This is a genomic window from Streptomyces sp. NPDC006610, from assembly GCF_040611575.1.
In the GTDB taxonomy this organism is placed as follows: Bacteria; Actinomycetota; Actinomycetes; order Streptomycetales; family Streptomycetaceae; genus Streptomyces.
In genome coordinates this window covers 126,872-142,693 of record NZ_JBEXOP010000012.1, presented here as the reverse complement: position 1 = coordinate 142,693, position 15,822 = coordinate 126,872, and the positions used below count along the sequence as shown (strand labels likewise).

Below are 15,822 nucleotides of genomic sequence, written 5' to 3'. Positions count from 1 at the left end.
ACAGAACCACCCGCCGCAACGCTGATGATGCGGCCCTGGCCGCCCCGCGCCCCCGTTTCCCGCCCGTTCACGCAGGCGGCGGGCGAGAGTTCACGCGGCCTCCTGGAGCTCCAGCCGCGCCCCGAACTCCCGTACCACCGCCTCCTCCCGGAACGGCTCCAGCCGCTGCTGGAAGTCCTCCAGATACTCGGCGCCGCGTTCCGAGCGCAGCGTCTCCAGCAGCTCGACCGCCTTCAGACCCGTGTGGCAGGCCTGCTCGATCTCCCGCTGCTGCACCTGCGCCGTGGCGAGCAGCACATAACCGATCGCCCGCCGCCTGGCCTTGGACTCGGGCAGCCCGGCCAGGGCCTGCCGGGCACAGCGCGCCGCCGCCTCGGCCTGCCCGAGGTCGCGGTGGCAGTGCGCCAACTCGTCGGCGAGGTACGCCTCGTCGAAGTGCCTGATCCACTCCGGGTCGTCGCCCGACTCCGGGTCGGCCTGCGCCAGCGCGTTCACCGCCCGCCCCGACGCCTCCTCGGCGGCGCGCGCGTCACCCATCAGCGCGTGCCCGCGCGCCTCCGCCGCGAGGAACATCGCCTCCGCGCGCGGGGTGACCCGGCCGCGCGCTCCCTCCTGCGCGGCCCGCGCCAACTGGGCGATCTCCCGGGGGTTTCCGAGCTGCGCGGCCAGATGGCTCATGGACGCGGCGAGCACATAACCGCCGTAACCGCGGTCGCCGGCCGCCTGGGCGAGCCGCAGCGCCTGGATGTAGTACCGCTGGGCCAGGCCCGGTTGACCGGTGTCGACGGCCATGTAGCCCGCCAGCTCGGTCAACCGCGCGACGGCGGCGAACAGTTCACGGCCCACCGTCTCCCGGTAGGAGCCCGCGAGCAGCCCGGACACCACGCTGTTGAGGTAGTGCACGACCACCGGCCGCACATGCCCGCTGCCGTACTGGTGGTCCAGGTCGACCAGCGCCTGCGTCATCGCCCGCACGGCCGCCACGTCCGACTGCCCCACCCGGGGCCCGGCGGAGCGCGCCACCTGGGCGTCGGGCGCCGAGATCAGCCAGTCGCGGCTCGGCTCGACCAGCGCGGACGCCGCCACGGAGGACCCGGACAGGAAGTCCCGCCGCCCGACGTCGCTGCGCCACAGCTCGCAGACCTGCTCGATGGCCCCGAGGACCGTCGGCGAGAACTGCAGGCCCACGCCCGACGCGAGGTTCTTGCCGTTGGCCATGCCGATCTCGTCGATCGTGACCGTACGGCCCAGTTTGCGCCCGAGCGCCTCGGCGATGATCGCCGGGGCGCGCCCGCGCGGCTGCTGTCCCCGCAGCCAACGGGCCACGGACGTCTTGTCGTAGCGCAGGTCGAGACCGTGCTCGGCCCCGCACATGTTGACCCGGCGGGCCAGCCCGGCGTTGGAGCAACCCGCTTCCTGGATGAGCGCCTGCAGCCGTTCGTTCGGCTGCCTGGCGACGAGAGGCCTTGCGGCCATGGCGTACCCCCTGCTGGCTGCGGTGCCTGCCCGCGCACCGAGTTGATGTGTCTTCCACGGCCGCGACCTCCGCCCCGGGGGCGAAAGGTTCCGGCCGTGGAGATCAATGCCCCACGGACAAACCAAAAATGCGAGACATACAAGACATATGAGGATTGCCCGGGTCGGCCGGAGCCGGCCCCTCCCGTGGTTACCCAGCTCCGGCCGGGATCCTCCCGCGCGCCCCCGCCCATGCACCCATGCGCCCCGACCGGCGAACCGGCGCTCCTCCCCGCGCGCGGGAGGCGGCCGTAACCCCAGGTGGGTGCGGGAGTTGAGTTCGTCGTGGAAGACACCGTCGTGACCATCGAGGCCGCCCAGATCCCGGTCCAGCGCGGGGAATCGCTGCTGGACACCGCCGTCCGTTATGCCGAGGAGCGTCACTGGGACGTGGTCCCCGGCGCCTGGCTGGAAGCCGTCGACGGGGTGCAGCGCTGTTCCTGCGGCGACGCACGCTGCGATGCGCCCGGCGCGCACCCCGTGCGCCCCGACTGGGCGTCCCTCGCCACGGGCAGCGCGAGCGCGGTCCGGCGGATGTGGCAGCAGCGGCCGGACGCGTCGATCCTGCTGCCGACGGGGCGGACGTTCGACGCGCTGTCCGTCCCGGAGACGGCCGGGTTCCTGGCGCTGGCCCGGACCGAGCGGCTGCGGCTGCCGCTGGGGCCGGTGACGCTGACGCCGGACGGCCGGATGAACTTCCTGGTGCTGCCCGGGGCTTCGGTGAAGCTGCCCGCGCTGGTGCGCGCGCTGGGCTGGTCCGTGTCCTCCCTGGACCTGGTCGCGCTGGGCGAGGGGGCGTACGTGGCGGCGCCGCCCACGCGGATGGGGTCGCGGGGCGCGGTGCAGTGGGCCTGCCGGCCCACGGCGGCGAACCGGTGGCTGCCGGACGTGGAGGAGCTGGTCCCGGCGCTCGCGTACGCGTGCGCCCGGTAGGAGGCCGACGGCCCGCTAGCCGTCGGCCTCCAGGCTGTCGAGGAAGGGCTCGATCGCCGCGCGCCAGGCCTCCGGCTGGTCGTAGTGGACGAGGTGGCCGGCGTCGGCGACCTCGGCGTAACGGCCGCGGGGCAGCACCCGGACCATCTCCTGGGCCTCGGCGCGGCCCAGCTCGCCGTCGAGGCCGCGGACGACCAGGGTGGGGCAGCGGACCTGCGCCAGCTCCTCCCAGTGGGCGTCGTAGACCCAGGTCTCACGGGACTTCAGCATCTGGTCGAGGTCGAAGACGGGGCGCCATCCGTCCGGGTACTCCTGCATCACCTCGGCGTAGAACTCGCCGCGGGCCGGGTTGGGGCGCTCGACCCAGGGGTCGTCCTCGCCGAACCACTTGCGCACGTCGGCGAGGGTGGCGAACGGCAGCGGCCAGGCCCGGAACCAGGCGGCCCACTCCCGCTGCGAGGCCGCGCCCAGTGCGGAGGCCCGCATATCGCAGATGATCAGACCGCGCACCAGGTCGGGGCGTTTGGCGGCGAGCTGCCAGGCGGTCAGCGCGCCCATGGCGTGGCCGATCACGACGGCCGGGGCGAGGCCGAGCTGCTCCAGGGCCGCCACGGCGTCCTCGACGTAGGCCTCGCGGGTGTGGGAGACGTCCGGCGCCTTGGCGCTCTGGCCGTGGCCGCGCTGGTCGAGGGCGACGGCGCGATGGCGTTCGGACAGCCGGCGGGCGGTCGCGGCCCAGTGCGAGGCGCGGCCCATCAGGCCGTGGAGCAGGAGCACGCCGGGCGCGGCCGGGCGCTCCGGGTCGGTGTCCTTGGGCGGGTCGCCGAACTCCCAGGCGGCGAGCCGAACCCCGCCCGCGCCCGTTACGTCGATGCGTCGCGCCATTGGTGCTGGCACCCCCAAGCTCCGCTGGTACCGCTGATCCGTGGCGTGGAACCGTGCAAGCGCAGACTATCGAACTCTTATTCGAAAACGTCCTTCCGCCGCACAACACCCCTCGTTCGAGTGACACCCGTCGAGGAATGATCCTCGCCACCCAGGGGAGATCTTCATCGGGAGGCGGACCACTCGGGGAAAAGGGTCCGCAGGGGACGACCCTGAGAGCTCGGGGCTCCGGGTCGACACAGGGGAGGACAGGCCCCGGCGCCGCACGGCGCCGGGGCCCTCTACATGACTGCCGGGGCACACGAGCGCGCGGTGCGTTCCCCCACCGTCGCCCATCGTCCGCCCCTTCGGTCATATGCCCCGTACGTCATATGCCTCGTACGACCTCATGCGACAGCCTCGCACGCGCGGCCGCAGGGCGCTGCGATTCGGAGCACCGAGTCCGGGAATCGACGCAGCGGCGAAGTCGGTTACAGATGGACGCAGTTCCGATCAGGAACGATCACGTCCAGTCAACTCCGGCTCGAATCGGCACCGTCCGATTCCGAACCGGTCGGAGTCCGTCCTATACCGGCCCGGTCCCGCCGGACTCCGGCCCGGTCCCGCCGGACCCCGGTCCGGACCGGTTCGCCCCCGCGCCTCCGGCCCGGCTCCCGGCAGCGGTCAGCGTTTGGCGACGAACACGTGCGACGCGACGTCCGACGCCAGTTCGGCCGCCTCGCCGCCGCTGCCCACCAGCACACCGCCCGCCGACTCCGTCACGCTCACCACCGAACCGGGCTGCACGCCCGCCCGGCGCAGCGTGTACATCAGCTGGGCGTCCGTCTGGATCGGCTCGCCGATCCGGCGCACGACCACCGTCTTGCCCTCCAGGCCCGGGTCGAGGTCGGCCAGCGAGACCATGCCCTCGTCCAGGAACGGGTCGGCCCCGTCCGTCTCGCCCAGCTCCTCCAGGCCCGGGATCGGATTGCCGTACGGCGACTCGGTCGGGTGCCGCAGCAGCTCCAGCACGCGCCGCTCCACGGCCTCGCTCATCACGTGCTCCCAGCGGCAGGCCTCGGCGTGCACCTGCTCCCACTCCAGGCCGATCACGTCGACGAGCAGACACTCGGCGAGGCGGTGCTTGCGCATCACGCGCGTGGCCAGCCGACGGCCCTCGTCGGTCAGCTCCAGATGGCGGTCGCTGGCCACGGACACCAGGCCGTCGCGCTCCATCCGGGCCACCGTCTGGCTCACCGTCGGCCCGCTCTGGTCGAGCCGCTCGGCGATGCGGGCGCGCATGGGGACCACACCTTCCTCCTCCAGCTCGAGGATGGTGCGGAGATACATCTCCGTGGTGTCGATCAGTCCGGACATACGTGCCCCTCGATTAGCTCTGCCGGAGGCTCGGAGGAACTCCGGCGCGTGCGCTGGCCCTGGATTCAATTCTGCCGGATGCCACCGGCAACCGTGCCGCGCCGTCGCAACGCGGGGGGTTACAGCGTGGGGCCGCCCGCCACCCGGCTCAAGGGTCCTGCGCGGGTCCCCGTATTGACATCCAAGTGGTCCAGACCGCACCGTGATCCGCGACACGTCCCCGGTGGCACCCGACCGTGCCGCGGGGCAGCGGCGATCCCCGCAACGGCGCGAAGGAGCAGACGCATGGGCCACGGCCAGGGCGACGGCAACGGCGAGGGCACCAGAGCGCGCAAACCGGCCGAGCGGTATCTGGACGCCGCCATCGGACTGCTCCACCGCGTCCGCGACGAGGAGGCCGACTCCGTCGCCGCGGCCGGGACGCTGCTCGCCGACACCGTCGCCGCGGGCGGCCGACTGTTCGCGTTCGGGGCCGGGCACTCCTCCCTCGCCGCCCAGGACGTCGTCTACCGGGCCGGCGGCCTCGCCCTGATGAACCTGCTCACCGTCCCCGGCGTCGTCGGCGTCGACGTCATGCCCGCCACCCTCGGCTCCGCCCTCGAACGCGTCGACGGCCTCGCCACCACCGTCCTCGACTGCTCCCCGCTGCGCGCCGGCGACGCCCTGGTGATCATCTCCCTGTCCGGCCGCAACGCCCTGCCCGTCGAGATGGCCCAGCACGCCCGCGCCCTCGGGGTGAAGGTCATCGGCGTGACCTCGGTCGCGTACACCACGCACACGACGTCACGGCACGCGTCGGGGACGTTCCTCAAGGACCACTGCGACGTCGTCCTCGACTCGAAGATCGCGATCGGGGACGCCGAGCTGACCCTCGACTCCGTGCCCGCCCCCTTCGCCCCCGCCTCCACCGTCGTCACGACCGCCCTGCTCCAGGCCGTGGTCGCCACCGCCGCCGCCACCCTCGCCGACCGGGGCATCGAACCGCCGCTGCTGCGCTCGGGCAACGTCGACGGAGGACACGAGTGGAACGCGGGCGTGATGGAGCGCTACCGGGAGCGGATCTTCTACCAGCAGTGACAGGGCGGGAGCCCGGCGGGGCCGGGCGGGGCGGGAATCGGGCACCGGCCCATACCCTGCCGCCCCGCCGCTACCGCTGCCGCCCGCGGTCAGCCCTCCGACGCCGTCAGCGCCGCCAGGTCCAGCGCGGCGGCGATCCGTACGGCGACGTCCTCCGCGTACACGGTGTCCGCCCGCTCGAACGCGCTGCGCCCGCTCCCCCGCAGGAACGTCACGACCCCGAGCGTCCGCCCCCGGCTGCGCAGCACCGCGCACAGCGAGTGCACCGCGTCCGCCGGCCACTGCCGGGCCAGCGCCCACACCCGAGCCTGCTCCGGCGGCACCGCCCCGACGCTCGCCCGCACCGTGCCGATCCGCTCCACGCACTGGAGCGCCGGATGCCCCTCCGCATACCGCACCGGCAACCCCGCGTCCCCGGCCGACATGCTCGGGCCCGGCGCTCCCGAGGGCGTCGCCGCCACCCGCACCAACCGCACCGGCCCCTGGCCGAGCCGCCCGTCGGTCACCGCACCGCCGGCCACCCGGTCGATCAGCGCGTGGTCCGCGAACCCCGCCAGCGCGAAGTCCAGGTGCACGGTCGCCGCCTCCGCCGGGTCCTCGCACTCGGCGGCGGCCCGGGCGGCCCGGTGCAGCTGATTGCTCCGGAACCGCAGCAGCGCCGCCTCCTGCTCGCCCTGCTTGGCCTCCGTCACGTCCTGGAACAGCCAGCCGACCCCCAGCGGCACCGGCTCCTCCGCGAGCGGCGACGCCAGCCGCAGGAACCCGCTGCGCCAGCAGCGCCGCTTCTCGCCGTCCGGCGTGCGCACGCTCACCCACATCTCCGCCGGAGCGGGCGGCGCGCCCTCCCCCAGCACATGCGTCAGCGCGCTCTCCAGCTCCTCCGCGCCCTGCGCCAGCAGCTCGCCGATCGGCCGCCCCAGCACGGACGTACGGCCGACGCCCAGCGCGCGGGCCGCGTGCGCGTTGACCACGGCCGGACGCAGATCGGCGTCGACCAGCACCACGCCCCAGCCGGCGTCCTCGAACAGGGCCTCGCTCAGCGCGATCGAGCGCTCCAGGTCTATCTGCGCGTGCACCTCGCTGAAGGCGCAGTACAGCCCCGCCGGCTTGCCGTCCGGGCCGCGCACCGCCGCCGACTGGGTGCGCACGAGCACCCGCCCGCCGTCCTTGGTGACCAGCGCGAACTCGTGCACCTGACGGCCCGGCGCGTGCATGGCCGACATCAGCCGCGCCTGCACGTCCTCGGCGTCCGCGCTGCGCACCGCCCACCCGGAGAAACCGCGCCGGCCGACGGCCTCGGCGGCGCTCCAGCCGAGGATGCGCTCGGCCTCCCGGTTCCAGTGCGTGACGACGCCGTCGGCGTCGAACGCGCACAGCGCCGCGTCCATGCCGTCGAGGAGCGCGGCGAGCAGATCCGAGCCGTCCCGCTCGGGCTCGTCCGGCCCCAGCTCGTCCGTGGTCCCACTACGCCGTGAAGCACTCACCTGGACCCCCTGCAGGCTGCGTCCGCACGTACGGCGCGTCGGTTCTGACTTGCCCTCATTCAACTCGAACGTGATGCAGCCCACACCTGGTTCCCGCAATATTGCAGGAATCGTTGTACCCCGGAAATCCGGCCGGCAACCGGCCGCCTCCTACGGCGCCGTGCCGTCCGCCAGCCGCAGGTCGACCCAGACGCCGTCCTCCCCGTCGAGCGTGTACCGCTCGGTCTCCACGAACCCCCGCGCCCGGGCGAACCGCAGCCCGTCCTCGTCGACCGCCGGCACGCACGTCCCGATCCCCCCGGCCCCCAGCACGCGCGCGTGCCCGAGCGCCCGCTCGTACAGCGCCGTCCCGATCCCCCGCCCCCGGTAGGCGGGCAGCACCCGGGCGATGACGGTCGCCTCCCCGCCCTCCTCCCGCGGCGGACGCACGGTGGAGCACCCCACGAGCACGTCCCCGAGGTAGGCGTTCTCCAGCCGGTACCGCTCCCCGCGCTCCCGCGCCTCCTCGCGCGACATCGCCGCGGGCGGCGCGACCGCGTTGCGCACCTGCCGCCACTCCTCCAGCATCCGGTCCCCGGCGACGGCCCCGACCCTCAGCCCGGCCCCCTCGGACACGGCCCCGCGGCGCGCGTCCACCTCTATCTCGATCTTCATACGAGGGTCCGCCAGCCCGCACACCATCATCGTCGCCGCCGGCCGCACCTCCCCGAAACACCGCCGCAGCACCGGCCAGCACGGCTCGAAGTCCTCCCGCTCCGGCAGCAGGTACCGCACCCGCACCACGTCCCGGAAGGTGCACCCGGCCTCCGCGAGCGCGGCCCCGATGTTCCGCAGACACTGCTCGGCCTGCTCGACGACGTCCTCGGAGATGCTCATCTGCGCGTAGTCGAACCCGGTGGTCCCGGACACGTGCACCCGATCCCCGTCCACCACGGCCCGCGCATACCCGATCCGCTCCTCGAACACCGATCCGCTGAGAACCACCCGCCGCTGCGTCATGCGGGAACCGTACTTCTCGAAAAAATGGGTTGAGGCGCGAGCCCACCGTTCCTAGTGTGCTCAGTACACGAGAAGGGAGGTGGTTCGGCAGATGTGTGAATACCGGACGCGTGAGGTGGCTGCGGGCTAGCGGCCCGTCACCCACTCAGTGCGGTGCCGGACCAGCACGTGAAAGACACGTGCAGCCGGCCCAATCCCAGCAGTCACCCGACCCGCGAGTCGCCGGTACGTCCGGCCGGCTCCTCCACGGAGGAACCAGACTCGCGGGTCGTCTGCGTTTCCGGGGTCAGTGGACGATGTCGTCGTGGCCCTCGATCTCGCGCGGGCTGCGGGCGGCGGGGCCCACGTAGCGGGCGGAGGGGCGGACCAGGCGGCCCGTGCGCTTCTGTTCGAGGATGTGGGCGGACCAGCCGGCCGTGCGGGCGCAGGTGAACATCGAGGTGAACATGTGCGCCGGGACCTCGGCGAAGTCCAGGACGATCGCCGCCCAGAACTCGACGTTGGTGGCGAGGACGCGGTCGGGGCGGCGGTTGTGGAGCTCCTCCAGGGCCGCCTTCTCCAGGGCCTCGGCGACCTCGAAGCGCGGGGCGCCCAGTTCGCGGGCGGTGCGGCGCAGGACGCGGGCGCGGGGGTCCTCGGCGCGGTAGACGCGGTGGCCGAAGCCCATGAGGCGCTCGCCCTTGTCCAGGGCCTGCTTGACGTACGCCTCCGCGTCGCCGGTGCGCTCGATCTCCTCGATCATGCCGAGGACCCGGGAAGGGGCGCCGCCGTGCAGCGGGCCGGACATGGCGCCGACGGCTCCGGAGAGCGCGGCGGCGACGTCCGCGCCGGTGGAGGCGATGACGCGGGCCGTGAAGGTGGAGGCGTTCATGCCGTGCTCGGCCGCCGACGTCCAGTAGGCGTCGACCGCGGCGACGTGCTTCGGGTCGGGCTCGCCGCGCCAGCGGATCATGAAGCGTTCGGCGATGGAGTGCGCCTTGTCGATCTCCCGCTGCGGGACCATGGGCAGGCCCTGGCCGCGCGCGGACTGGGCGACGTAGGAAAGGGCCATGACCGCGGCCCTGGCCAGGTCGTCGCGGGCCTGCTCGGCGTCGATGTCCAGGAGGGGTTTGAGGCCCCACACGGGCGCGAGCATGGCCAGCGCGGACTGGACGTCGACCCGGATGTCGCCGGAGTGGACGGGGATCGGGAAGGGCTCGGCGGGCGGCAGGCCGGGGTTGAAGGCGCCGTCGACCAGCAGGCCCCAGACGTTGCCGAACGAGACGTGGCCGACGAGGTCCTCGATGTCGACGCCGCGGTACCGCAGGGCGCCGCCCTCCTTGTCGGGTTCGGCGATCTCCGTCTCGAACGCGACGACTCCTTCGAGTCCGGGTACGAAGTCGGACATCAGGCGGCTCCTCGTGACGTGTGCGGCGATGGACGGGTACGACGGGTGGTCGAAGCGAGCGCGTTCTGCGGATCCACGGTCGTGAAGCGAAGGTTTTCGCAGGCTCGCGGTCCCGAACGGTCACTCGGGTGATGCCCGGTGCGGTCGGTGGTCACCCGAACCGGTGGGCATTCGCACGATATCCCTCGGTGCGGCCCTTGGGGAGCCACGGTGTGGCACTCAGTGCCAGGCAGTGATCAAGGCCACCGCCCGTGCGGCACCCCCGCGGCGCCCGTGCGGCAATATGACCGTGTGACCGACGACTCCGTTCCCCGCGTGCCCGATCCCGCCGCCATGCGCCGGCACTACCGGGCGGAGGGGCTCGCCGAGGCCGACCTGGCCGCCACCCCCGTGGAGCAGTTCGCGCGCTGGTTCCGGCAGGCCGCGACGGAGGGCCGGCTGTTCGAGCCGAACGCGATGGTCGTCTCCACGGCCGACGCGCAGGGCCGGCCCGGCTCGCGCACGGTGCTGCTGAAGCACTTCGACGACCGCGGCTTCGTCTTCTACACCAATTACGGCTCCCGCAAGGCCCGCGACCTCGACGCCAACCCGTACGTCTCGCTGCTGTTCCCCTGGTATCCGATGGCCCGGCAGGTCATCGTGACCGGCGTGGCGCGGCGCACCGGGCGCGACGAGACGGCGGCGTACTTCCGCACCCGTCCGCACGGCTCCCAGCTGGGCGCGTGGGCCAGCACCCAGTCGGCTGTGATCTCCGGCCGGGAGGAGCTGGAGGACGCGTACGCCGCTCTGGTGGCCCGTTATCCGGAGGGCGAGCAGGTGCCGGTGCCGCCGCACTGGGGCGGTTTCCGGGTGGCGCCGCGGTCGGTGGAGTTCTGGCAGGGGCGGGAGAACCGGCTGCACGACCGGCTCCGGTACGTCGCGCGGGACGACGGGAGCTGGCGGGTGGAGCGGCTCGGCCCCTGATCATGCCTTGTTCACGGCCTCTGGTCATGCCTTGATCACGGCCTCTGGTCATGCCTTGATCACGGCCCCGAATCGGCCGTTGACAACGGCCCTGAATCAGTCTGTGACGACGGACCTGACGGCCTTCGGGGGATGCCCCCGCTCGTCGGCCGGGGGCCGTGGGCCGTCAGTACTGGCCCCACAGGAGTGCCGTGCGGTGGCCCTCCAGCGGGCCCGCGGCCAGGCGGGCGCGGAAGCCGTCGGTGAACTCGGGCCAGTTCCAGAACTCCAGGCCGAGGTGGCCGAAGGCGAGCGGGGCCTCGTCCCACGCCCACTCCGGGACCGGGACGGCCGCGGCGCAGGCGGGGCAGTCGACGGCGGCGGCGCCGGTCTTCTCCCAGGTCTCCATGGCGTCGCCGAAGCGCTGCCACGCGCCCTCGTGCAGGGGGATGCCCCACGCGCAGCGCGGGCAGAGGGCGGCGCCGGGCATGTCGGCGCCGCTGGTGAAGACGGTGCGGCCGGTGCGGACGGCGAGCGCGCCGCTCGGCTCCCAGTCCGGGTCGTCGGTCACGGCCCGGTTCCAGTGCGGGCCCGGCGGGTGGCCGGGGCCGCTTCCGGGCACGTGCTCGGTGGGCTCGGCCAGCACGACGCCCTCGTCCACCAGCCACCGCACGGCCCGTTCGGCGAGTGCCGGCGCCTGCTCCGCGGTCGCGTCGAGGTCGACGATCGTCTGAAAGAAGTCGCCCATGCGCATACCGTAGCCGTTGCCGTGCGGCGCCCTCAGCGCAGCGTCCGGTCCAGCAGTCCGGCCCACTGCGCCACGACCCGTTCCCGACGTCCCGCGTCGTCGGTGAGGAGGTTGGCCAGGCCCAGGCCGCGGGCCATGTCGAGCAGGCCCTGGACGGTTTCGCGGACGCCGGGGCGGTTCTCGTCGGCGCCGAGGAGTTCCACGGCGATGCGGTGGGTCTCGCGGCCGACGCGGGCCTCCAGTTCGGTGACCCTGGGGCGGAGCTGTTCCTCGTTGGAGGCGGCGACCCACAGGTGCAGGGCGGCGCGGAAGAGGGGGCCGGTGTAGAGGTCGACGAGGGCGGCCACGACCGCGTGCCGGTCGCCGGCGGCGCCCTCGGGGAAGAGGGCGCGCAGGGCGTTGGAGCGTTCCTCGGCGACGTACTCGACGGCGGCGGTGAACAGGTCCTCGCGGGTCGGGAAGTGGTGCTGGGCGGCGCCCCGGGAGACGCCGGCGCGTTCGGCGACGACGGCGACCGTGGAGCCCGCCCAGCCGTGTTCGGCCAGGCAGGACACGGCGGCCTCCAGGAGCCGCCGCCGGGTGGCCCGGCTGCGGTCCTGCTTGGGTGCGCGCTCGGATGCCGTGGTCACGTCCATTGCCTGCTCACACCACCCATGGAGGTTCCCGTCGTTCGAGGAAGGCCGTCATGCCCGCGCGGGCGTCGGCGGAGGCGAACATCCGGGCCGAGAGGGCGGTCAGCCGCGCCGCGTCCCGGTCGAACGTCTCCAGCACCCTAGCCGTGAGCAGCCGTTTCGTCTCGGCCAGGGCCTCGGGTGCGGACCTGCGCAGTCCGTCGAGGACGGGTGCGAGGACGCCGTCGGCGTCGTCGCCGGCCGCGGTGAGCAGGCCGGTGCGGACGGCCTCGGCGGCGTCGAAGCGTTCACCGGTGAGGTAGAGGCGGGCGAGGGCGCGCGGGTCGGTGCGGGGCAGCAGGGTCAGGGAGATCACGGCGGGGGCGACGCCGATGCGGACCTCGGTGAAGGCGAAGGTGGCGGTGTCGGCGGCGACGGCGACGTCGCAGGCGGCGAGGAGGCCGAGGCCGCCCGCGCGGACGTGTCCGGTGACGCGGGCGACGACCGGTTTCGGCAGTTCCACGATGCCGCGGAGGAGGCCGACCAGGGCGTCGGGGTGGGGCGGGTCGCGCAGGTCGGCGCCCGCGCAGAAGGTGGTGCCGCTGTGGGTGAGGACGACCGCGCGGACGTCGTCGTCCTCGCCGGCGTCCGCGAGGGCGTCGGCGAGTTCGCCGACCAGGGCGGCGGACAGGGCGTTGCGGGTGTCCGGCGAGTCGAGGACGAGGGTCTGCACCGCGCGGTCGCGGCTGCGGGCGATCAGTGCCATCTGCGCTCCCTGGGCTGTGGGCGGGTCAGTACGACTTGGGCAGGCCCAGGGTCTGGTGGGAGACGTAGTTGAGAATCATCTCCCGGCTCACGGGGGCGATGCGGGCCACCCGCGCGGCGGTGATCAGGGAGGCGAGTCCGAACTCGCGGGTGAGGCCGTTGCCGCCGAGGGTGTGCACGGCCTGGTCGACGGCCTTCACGCAGGCCTCTCCTGCGGCGTACTTGGCCATGTTGGCGGCCTCCCCCGCGCCGGCGTCGTCCCCGGCGTCGTAGAGGTGGGCGGCCTTGCCCATCATCAGGCGGGCGAGTTCGAGGTCGATGTGCGCCTGGGCGAGGGGGTGGGCGACGGCCTGGTGGGCCCCGATGGGGGTGTTCCAGACGGTGCGGTCACGGGCGTACTCGACGGCGCGGGCGAGGGCGTAGCGGCCCATGCCGATGGCGAACGCGGCCGTCATGATGCGCTCGGGGTTGAGCCCGGCGAACAACTGCAGCAGGCCCGCGTCCTCTCCCCCACTGCCGAAAGCGTGGGAGGGGCCCCCACCCACGAGGGCGTCTGCGGGGAGCCGTACGTCGTCCAGGGTCAGTTCGAACTGCTTCTCGGCGGCGTTGATCTCCATGTCGATGGGGCGCCGGGAGAAGCCCTCGGCGTCGCGCGGGACGATGAACAGGCAGGGCTTGAGGCGTCCGGTGCGGGCGTCCTCGGTGCGGCCGACGATCAGGACGGCGTCGGCGCGGTCCACGCCGGAGATGAAGACCTTGCGGCCGGTGAGGAGCCAGTCGGCGCCGTCGCGGCGGGCGGTGGTGGTGATGCGGTGGGAGTTGGAGCCGGCGTCGGGCTCGGTGATGCCGAAGGCCATGGTGCGGCTGCCGTCGGCCAGGCCGGGAAGCCACTCCCGTTTCTGCGCCTCGGTGCCGAAGCGGGCGATGACCGTGCCGCAGATGGCCGGGGAGACGACCAGCATGAGCAGCGGGCAGCCGGCCGCGCCCAGTTCTTCGAGGACGAGGGACAGTTCGGTGATGCCGCCGCCTCCGCCGCCGTACTCCTCCGGGAGGTTGACGCCCAGGTAGCCGAGTCTGCCGGCCTCGGACCAGAGTTCCTCGGGGTGGCAGCCTTCCTGGACGGTCGTGGCGAGGTAGGCGCGGCCGTAGCGGGCGCCCAGGGCGGCGACTGCGGCGCGGAGGGCTTTGTGCTCCTCGGACTCGATCAGGGGGGTCACGGGTTTCCTCCGGGTGCGGGTAGTGGGTGGCCGGACGCGCGGTTCCCCGCGCCCCTGGGGACGTCGTCCTCCACGACCGCCAGGAGGGTGCCGACCTGGACTCGTTGGCCGATGGCCGCGTGCAGGGCCGTCAAGGTGCCCGTCGCCGGGGCGGAGATCCGGTGCTGCATCTTCATCGCCTCCAGCCACAGCAGCGGCTGTCCCGCCTGCACCGCGGACCCCTCCGTCAGGCCGTCCGCCACCCTCGCCACCGTTCCCGGCATGGGGGCGAGGAGGGAGCCGGGGGCGTGGTGCGGGGTGGGGTCGGGGAAGCGGGGGAGGGCCTTGAGGCGGGTGGCGCCGACGTGCACCTCGTCGCCGTAGCGGGCGACCTCGAAGCGGCGTCGTACGCCGTCCGCTTCGAGGACGACGAGATCGGCCGTGACGGCGACGACGTGGACGCCCTCGGCCGTGAAGCCGTCGCGGGTGTGGTGGTAGCGGACCTCGTGCTCCTCCCCCGCCATCGCGTACCGCTTGGTCTGCGGCTGGGAGGGGAGGTTGCGCCAGCCGCCGAAGCGGGAGCGGCCGTGGGCGTCCGCGAGGGCGGCGGCGAGGGGGGCGAGCGGGTCGGGTGCGGGTTCGGTGAGTTCGGGCAGGTGGCGGTCGTAGAAGCCGGTGTCCGCGCGGGCGGTGGTGAACTCCTCGTGCCGCAGGGAGCGGACGAGGAGGTCGCGGTTGGTGACGGGGCCGTGGACGGTGGCCCGTTCCAGCGCGCCGGCGAGCCTGCGGACGGCTTCCGCGCGGGTGGGGGCGTGGGCGACGGCCTTGGCGAGCAGGGGGTCGTAGTGGACGCCGATCTCGTCGCCGTCGGTGTAGCCGGTGTCGAGGCGGACGCCGTCGGGGACGGCGAGGCGGTGCAGGGTGCCGGTCTGCGGGGCCCAGCCGTTCGCCGGGTCCTCGGCGTAGAGGCGGGCCTCGACGGCGTGGCCGCGCGCGGGCGGGGGCTCGGCGTCCAGGGCGTGGCCCTCGGCGACGCGGAGCTGGAGGGCGACCAGGTCGATGCCGAAGACGGCCTCGGTGACGGGGTGTTCGACCTGGAGGCGGGTGTTCATCTCCAGGAAGTGCGCGGTGTCGCCGGCGACGAGGAACTCGACGGTGCCGGCCCCGACGTAGCCGACGGCGCGGGCGGCGCGTACGGCGGTGTCGTACAGCTCGGCCGTGAGGCGCTCGGAGAGGCCGGGGGCGGGGGCCTCCTCGATGACCTTCTGGTGGCGGCGCTGGAGCGAGCAGTCGCGGGTGCCGAGCGTCCACACGGTGCCGTGCGTGTCGGCGAGGATCTGCACCTCGACGTGGCGGCCGGCCTCGACGTACGGCTCGACGAACACCTCGCCGTCCCCGAAGGCGCTCGCGGCCTCCGCGCGGGCCCCCTCCAGCGCGCCCGCCAGGTCCTCCAGGCGCCGTACGATCCGCATCCCGCGTCCGCCGCCGCCCGCCGCCGCCTTCACCAGCACCGGCAGGTCGGCCTCGGTGACCTCGCCGAGCGGGGCGATGCCCAGCAGTCGCTTGGCACGGGTCTTGGACGCCATCGCCTCGACGGCCTCCGGCGGCGGCCCGATCCAGGTCAGTCCGGCGTCGAGGACCGCGCGGGCGAAGCCGGCGTTCTCGGAGAGGAAGCCGTAGCCGGGGTGCACGGCGTCGGCGCCGGCGGCGACGGCGGCGCGCACGATCAGGTCGTCGCGCAGGTAGGTGTCGGCGGGCGTGTCACCCGGAAGTCGTACGGCGGCGTCGGCCACGCGCGCGTGGAGCGCGTTCTCGTCCGCGTCGGAGTGCACGGCGACCGTGCGGACGCCCAGCTCACGGCAGGTGCGGAAGACCCGGCAGGCGATTTCGCCCCGGTTGGCGACGAGCAGGGAAGTGATCATGT

At 73.7% G+C, this 15,822-nt stretch carries 14 protein-coding genes; 3 read left to right on the top strand and 11 right to left on the bottom strand.

What is annotated here, in order from left to right; genetic code table 11:
* Nucleotides 1-90 precede the first annotated feature (90 nt).
* Entirely contained in the window at nt 91-1,476 is a 1,386-nt protein-coding gene (locus ABZY13_RS12825; RefSeq protein ID WP_356629774.1) for a transcriptional regulator, read from the bottom strand.
* Between the two features lie 324 nt (nt 1,477-1,800).
* On the opposite strand from ABZY13_RS12825, the gene ABZY13_RS12820 reads away from it, so the two are divergent.
* On the top strand, nt 1,801-2,448 hold the full coding sequence (locus ABZY13_RS12820) for a bifunctional DNA primase/polymerase (protein WP_356629772.1): 648 nt from the start codon (nt 1,801-1,803) through the stop codon (nt 2,446-2,448).
* A gap of 15 nt (nt 2,449-2,463) precedes the next feature.
* Here ABZY13_RS12820 and ABZY13_RS12815 read toward each other — a convergent pair whose 3' ends face one another.
* A complete protein-coding gene (locus ABZY13_RS12815) occupies nt 2,464-3,333 on the bottom strand; it encodes an alpha/beta hydrolase (protein ID WP_356629770.1) in 870 nt (289 codons plus the stop codon).
* A 663-nt stretch (nt 3,334-3,996) separates the two neighbouring features.
* Nucleotides 3,997-4,689, bottom strand: coding sequence for a metal-dependent transcriptional regulator (locus tag ABZY13_RS12810; protein ID WP_356629768.1), 693 nt, complete (start codon nt 4,687-4,689; stop codon nt 3,997-3,999).
* A 285-nt stretch (nt 4,690-4,974) separates the two neighbouring features.
* Between ABZY13_RS12810 and ABZY13_RS12805 the strand changes: the two genes are divergently transcribed.
* Nucleotides 4,975-5,766, top strand: coding sequence for an SIS domain-containing protein (locus ABZY13_RS12805; protein ID WP_356629766.1), 792 nt, complete (start codon nt 4,975-4,977; stop codon nt 5,764-5,766).
* Between the two features lie 89 nt (nt 5,767-5,855).
* Here the strand turns inward: ABZY13_RS12805 and ABZY13_RS12800 are convergent, their stop codons facing one another.
* From ABZY13_RS12800 to ABZY13_RS12790, 3 genes are all read right to left on the bottom strand, one after another.
* The gene (locus ABZY13_RS12800; protein ID WP_356629764.1) at nt 5,856-7,250 is read right to left on the bottom strand and encodes a PAS domain-containing protein; all 1,395 of its coding nucleotides are present in this window, start codon (nt 7,248-7,250) and stop codon (nt 5,856-5,858) included.
* A 150-nt stretch (nt 7,251-7,400) separates the two neighbouring features.
* Nucleotides 7,401-8,249 (bottom strand): GNAT family N-acetyltransferase, encoded by an 849-nt coding sequence (locus ABZY13_RS12795; protein ID WP_356629762.1) that lies wholly within the window; start codon nt 8,247-8,249, stop codon nt 7,401-7,403.
* A gap of 286 nt (nt 8,250-8,535) precedes the next feature.
* Nucleotides 8,536-9,636: a citrate synthase 2 gene (locus ABZY13_RS12790; protein ID WP_356629760.1), complete on the bottom strand. Its 1,101-nt coding sequence runs from the start codon at nt 9,634-9,636 to the stop codon at nt 8,536-8,538.
* 291 nt (nt 9,637-9,927) lie between these two features.
* Here ABZY13_RS12790 and pdxH point away from each other — a divergent pair, with 291 nt between their 5' ends.
* Nucleotides 9,928-10,599: a pyridoxamine 5'-phosphate oxidase gene (gene pdxH, locus ABZY13_RS12785; protein WP_356629758.1), complete on the top strand. Its 672-nt coding sequence runs from the start codon at nt 9,928-9,930 to the stop codon at nt 10,597-10,599.
* Nucleotides 10,600-10,765: 166 nt separating this feature from the next.
* On the opposite strand, the gene ABZY13_RS12780 is transcribed toward pdxH, so the two are convergent.
* Genes ABZY13_RS12780 through ABZY13_RS12760 form a run of 5 tightly spaced genes read right to left on the bottom strand, consistent with a single transcriptional unit; the run spans nt 10,766 to nt 15,820 of the window.
* Nucleotides 10,766-11,326, bottom strand: coding sequence for a hypothetical protein (locus tag ABZY13_RS12780; protein WP_356629756.1), 561 nt, complete (start codon nt 11,324-11,326; stop codon nt 10,766-10,768).
* A gap of 32 nt (nt 11,327-11,358) precedes the next feature.
* Nucleotides 11,359-11,955 carry a TetR/AcrR family transcriptional regulator gene (locus ABZY13_RS12775; RefSeq protein WP_356629754.1) on the bottom strand — a complete coding sequence of 199 codons (597 nt, stop codon included), beginning with the start codon at nt 11,953-11,955 and terminating at the stop codon, nt 11,359-11,361.
* Nucleotides 11,956-11,968: 13 nt separating this feature from the next.
* On the bottom strand, nt 11,969-12,703 hold the full coding sequence (locus ABZY13_RS12770; protein ID WP_356629752.1) for an enoyl-CoA hydratase family protein: 735 nt from the start codon (nt 12,701-12,703) through the stop codon (nt 11,969-11,971).
* A 25-nt stretch (nt 12,704-12,728) separates the two neighbouring features.
* A complete protein-coding gene (locus tag ABZY13_RS12765; RefSeq protein ID WP_356629750.1) occupies nt 12,729-13,919 on the bottom strand; it encodes an acyl-CoA dehydrogenase in 1,191 nt (396 codons plus the stop codon).
* Nucleotides 13,916-15,820 carry a biotin carboxylase N-terminal domain-containing protein gene (locus ABZY13_RS12760; protein ID WP_356629748.1) on the bottom strand — a complete coding sequence of 635 codons (1,905 nt, stop codon included), beginning with the start codon at nt 15,818-15,820 and terminating at the stop codon, nt 13,916-13,918. Before ABZY13_RS12760 ends, ABZY13_RS12765 begins: the two co-directional genes overlap by 4 nt.
* Between the last annotated feature and the right edge of the window lie 2 nt (nt 15,821-15,822).

Excerpts from the sequence above, each read along its gene's own strand:
- ABZY13_RS12815 (WP_356629770.1), bottom strand. The coding sequence starts at position 3,333 with ATGGCGCGACGCATCGACGTAACGGGCGCGGGCGGGGTTCGGCTCGCC.
- ABZY13_RS12810 (WP_356629768.1), bottom strand. The coding sequence starts at position 4,689 with ATGTCCGGACTGATCGACACCACGGAGATGTATCTCCGCACCATCCTC.
- ABZY13_RS12790 (WP_356629760.1), bottom strand. The coding sequence starts at position 9,636 with ATGTCCGACTTCGTACCCGGACTCGAAGGAGTCGTCGCGTTCGAGACG.
- ABZY13_RS12795 (WP_356629762.1), bottom strand. The coding sequence starts at position 8,249 with ATGACGCAGCGGCGGGTGGTTCTCAGCGGATCGGTGTTCGAGGAGCGG.
- ABZY13_RS12805 (WP_356629766.1), top strand. The coding sequence starts at position 4,975 with ATGGGCCACGGCCAGGGCGACGGCAACGGCGAGGGCACCAGAGCGCGC.
- ABZY13_RS12760 (WP_356629748.1), bottom strand. The coding sequence starts at position 15,820 with ATGATCACTTCCCTGCTCGTCGCCAACCGGGGCGAAATCGCCTGCCGG.
- ABZY13_RS12780 (WP_356629756.1), bottom strand. The coding sequence starts at position 11,326 with ATGGGCGACTTCTTTCAGACGATCGTCGACCTCGACGCGACCGCGGAG.
- ABZY13_RS12770 (WP_356629752.1), bottom strand. The coding sequence starts at position 12,703 with ATGGCACTGATCGCCCGCAGCCGCGACCGCGCGGTGCAGACCCTCGTC.
- ABZY13_RS12825 (WP_356629774.1), bottom strand. The coding sequence starts at position 1,476 with ATGGCCGCAAGGCCTCTCGTCGCCAGGCAGCCGAACGAACGGCTGCAG.